We start from the raw sequence: 3,255 nt of genomic DNA, 5'->3' as shown, positions 1-3,255 counted from the left end.
CCACGATTAGCCTTGAGGAGCAAGTTAAGTCATGACTGATCCCTTGGACAAAGCCGTCGCCAAAGCCCCGCCAACCGTCGGCGAGGGCTGCCTGAGCCGGTATGATCCCGAAGCGTTGAGCCCTGAAGATGGCACCGAATTTCCGGATGCCGCAAAGCTCTGGGAAGACTTGCACCCGCAGCCTCAGGACGACTCCGAACCCAAGCAGTGAACGGTCACGCCTGCCGCAGCCTGATCAGCTTCTTGATCAACGGTCGCCCGACCATCATGAAGAACACCGGCCCTCCGGCCAGTAGATAGAAGTAATACGTCACCGCCCGCCAGATCAGAATCGCCGCCGCCGCAGTGGATTTACCCACCATGGGCGCGAGCAGCGCCGCCGAGGTCAACTCCGCCGCACCGGCGCCGCCCGGCAGCAGGCTGAACTGTCCTGCGCTCAGGGACAGCATCTGGATCAGGAAACTCCAGGCCCATTGCAAATCCGCCCCCAGCCCTTTCAACGCCAGATACAGCACGCTGTAGCGCAGCGCCCAGTGCAGGCAGGTCAGGCCGAACACCTGGAACAACGTCTGCCGAGGCAGCTTCAGCGTGTCGGTGAAAGCCGCCAGGAAGTGCAGGATCTTGCGTCCCCAGCGCCGGCGCGTGCTGGAGCGTACACGCAGGTGGCGCAGCAACCGTGCGCCCAACAGAATCAGCCGACGATGGTAGCGCGCCACCAGCCCGCAGCAGAGCAGGCCACCGAACAATGACACGGCGCTCAGCGCCAGCATCCATTCCAGGCGTTGGCTGAGATTCTGGAACAGCGCGTAGAACAGGATGCCCAACAGGGCGCAAAGGAAAAACAGCAAGTCGCTCAACTGATCCATGGCGAACACGGCGCTGCCATGGGCCGGGCGCACACCGTTGCGCGCCAGCAAGGCCATCAGGGTCAATGGTCCACCGCTGCCGCCGGGCGTGGCGCACATGGCGAACTCGGTGGACATCACCACGCCCATGCTTTTCAGCCCTCCGATGCGTTCGCGATGTTCCCCCAGCAGCAAGCGCAGGCGCACTGAATTCAAAGCCCAGCAGATTACGATCATGCCGAGCATGACCAGCAGCAGCGACAAGGGGAAGCGCTGCACCCGCGACCACATTTCCCCGCCGCCCACCAGCATCGGCACCAGCAACGCGATGAGGAGGGCGGCGACCAGCCAGGCCAGGCGCTTCATGCGGCGTGACTGACCCGCAGGCCTTGGGTTGCCAGCCAGTCGGCCTTGGTCATCGGCACACGACCCTCTTCGAGCAGGCGTTCCAGCGTGCGCAACCAATAGTCGCGGGAAAAACCGTGGCGCATGTCCACCGGATGCAGGCCCAGGCGGATCACCGGTGCCTGGCGCCAGCGCTGTTCCCGGCGGTCGCTGATGATTTTCGACAGGCCCCGGCGCCAGGCGCTGCGAGCGCTCCAGACCAGCCCCGGGGCATCGATGGGCGTGAAGTCCGGCAAACGAAAGAGGTGCTGGGTATCGCTGGTGTAACGCAAGGGCAACTGGCGCAAAGCCTGGCGAGTGCCTTCGCTCATCAACCAGGCTGGGGCGACGAAACCCTCCAGCGGCCACTCATACCGTTGGAACAGTTCGATGCCGGCGTGCAGGCGGGCGAGGGCATTCTTTTCGGACAAGTCGTAGAACTCGCCTTCGTGGGTGTAGACCCGGCGCATGAACCAGTCCTTGGGATGGGTGGCGGGCGGGCCATCGTCGCAGTGGTAATAACCATGCAGGACCAATTCATCGCCGCGCTCGACCCGACCGTCGAGCAGGCGCCGAAAGCCGGGGTGATCGTCCAGCGCATTGGCGTGGTGAAAATCCGGCACCACCAGCCAGGTCATCGGGACCTGTCCAAGGGCGTCAACGGCTTCGACGAAGGGCTGGTAATCGGGCCAGGTCTGCGGCGCGACGTCGTGGAGCACCAACAGCACGCTGGGTAAGGGACTCATCGTCATCGGCGGCGCCTCACCCATTGGCCAGCATGGGCATCTCTGCGCCAAGCACGCTGTAGTAGTGGCCCAGCAGGCTGTTAACCACCGAATCCCAGGCGTAATGCCGTTCCACGTGCCGACGTGCCCGGGCGCCGCGCTGCTGACAGCCTTCGGCGAACAGTTGCCGCACGGCGTTCGCCATCGCCTGGGGATTGTTCGGTGAACACAACAGGCCACAATCTTCCTGGACGAGTTCATTGAATGCCCCCGCGGCGACCGCCACCACTGGAATGCCGCTGGCCATGGCTTCAAGGATCACCAGGCCGAACGTCTCCTGATCGCCGGCATGCAGCAGGGCGTCGGCGCTTGCCATCAGCCGGGCGACTTGCGGCGCGGGGCAGAACTCATCGACCACGGTGACGTTGTCCGGCACCACGGCTGGCATGGAAGAACCCACCAACAGCAGGTGGTAGCGCTCGCCCAGGCGCCTCATGCATTTGAGCAGCACCGGCAGGTTTTTTTCCTTGGAGCCGCGCCCGGCGAAAATCAGCAGGCGGGCATCTTCGGCGATGCCCAGCTCGGCGCGCAGCTCAGGGTCGCGCGCGGCGGGATTGAAGGTCTGCAAGTCCACGCCCAGCGGCTGCACATAGACATTCCTGACGCCCAGCCCGATCAGCTTGTCGGCCATGACCTGACTCGGCGCCAAGACCCGGTCGAAGTTGCCGTACAGCTTGCTGACATAGGCTTCGATGTTGGGTGTGAACCAGTTGCCCATGCGGTTGCTCACCAGCAATGGCAGGTCGGAGTGATAAAAACCGATGACGGGTACATCAAGCTGCCGTCGGGCATCGAGGGCGGCCCAGGCAGTGAGATAAGGGTCGCCGACTTCAATCAGGTCCGGCTGCAAATCGCGCAGGACATTGCGCCAGGGAGCCAGGCGAAGCGGGAAGCGATAGCCCTTGCCAAAGGGGAGCGGAGGGGCTGGAACCTTATAGATCCCGTCCTGCTCACTCAGGTGAGCGCCGGGGATCAAGAGGCTGTGGCGGATACCGGGCCGATTGCCCAGGCGCCGATGCTTGGCATCCAGGTAAGTGCGCACGCCTCCACTGGCGGGGGCGTAGAACATGGTTATGTCCGCTATATGCACGATGAACATCCCTCCGGTCTGTGTTCTCCTGTGTTGACCTTTAGTAAGAATAGATGTTCGGTTGGGGTTGCCGTGGCGTAGCGGTGACGCCGAAAGATTATGTGGCTCCCGCCAGCTGTGTAGCGGCTGTGTAGGGAACTGGTGGGAGCTG

At 63.4% G+C, this 3,255-nt stretch carries 4 protein-coding genes; 1 reads left to right on the top strand and 3 read right to left on the bottom strand.

Annotated features, from left to right (window positions below):
* Positions 1-31 precede the first annotated feature (31 nt).
* The gene (locus OC610_RS23985) at positions 32-211 is read left to right on the top strand and encodes a hypothetical protein (RefSeq protein ID WP_264431396.1); all 180 of its coding nucleotides are present in this window, start codon (positions 32-34) and stop codon (positions 209-211) included.
* A 4-nt stretch (positions 212-215) separates the two neighbouring features.
* Here the strand turns inward: OC610_RS23985 and OC610_RS23980 are convergent, their stop codons facing one another.
* From OC610_RS23980 to OC610_RS23970, 3 genes are read right to left on the bottom strand one after another with little or no spacing between them, the layout of a single operon-like run.
* A complete protein-coding gene (locus tag OC610_RS23980; RefSeq protein WP_264431394.1) occupies positions 216-1,211 on the bottom strand; it encodes a lysylphosphatidylglycerol synthase transmembrane domain-containing protein in 996 nt (331 codons plus the stop codon).
* Positions 1,208-1,981 carry a DUF2334 domain-containing protein gene (locus OC610_RS23975; RefSeq protein ID WP_264431393.1) on the bottom strand — a complete coding sequence of 258 codons (774 nt, stop codon included), beginning with the start codon at positions 1,979-1,981 and terminating at the stop codon, positions 1,208-1,210. The genes OC610_RS23980 and OC610_RS23975 overlap by 4 nt, the downstream gene beginning before the upstream one ends.
* Positions 1,982-1,991: 10 nt before the next feature.
* Positions 1,992-3,113: a glycosyltransferase family 4 protein gene (locus tag OC610_RS23970; RefSeq protein WP_264431390.1), complete on the bottom strand. Its 1,122-nt coding sequence runs from the start codon at positions 3,111-3,113 to the stop codon at positions 1,992-1,994.
* Between the last annotated feature and the right edge of the window lie 142 nt (positions 3,114-3,255).

This window comes from Pseudomonas agronomica (genome assembly GCF_025917275.1).
Taxonomy (GTDB): Bacteria; Pseudomonadota; Gammaproteobacteria; order Pseudomonadales; family Pseudomonadaceae; genus Aquipseudomonas; species Aquipseudomonas agronomica.
This window is presented reverse-complemented; position numbering and strand designations above follow the sequence as displayed.

What these genes read in the sequence shown, in the direction of transcription:
- OC610_RS23985 (WP_264431396.1), top strand. Translation starts at nt 32, where the DNA reads ATGACTGATCCCTTGGACAAAGCCGTCGCCAAAGCCCCGCCAACCGTC.
- OC610_RS23980 (WP_264431394.1), bottom strand. Translation starts at nt 1,211, where the DNA reads ATGAAGCGCCTGGCCTGGCTGGTCGCCGCCCTCCTCATCGCGTTGCTG.
- OC610_RS23975 (WP_264431393.1), bottom strand. Translation starts at nt 1,981, where the DNA reads ATGACGATGAGTCCCTTACCCAGCGTGCTGTTGGTGCTCCACGACGTC.
- OC610_RS23970 (WP_264431390.1), bottom strand. Translation starts at nt 3,113, where the DNA reads ATGTTCATCGTGCATATAGCGGACATAACCATGTTCTACGCCCCCGCC.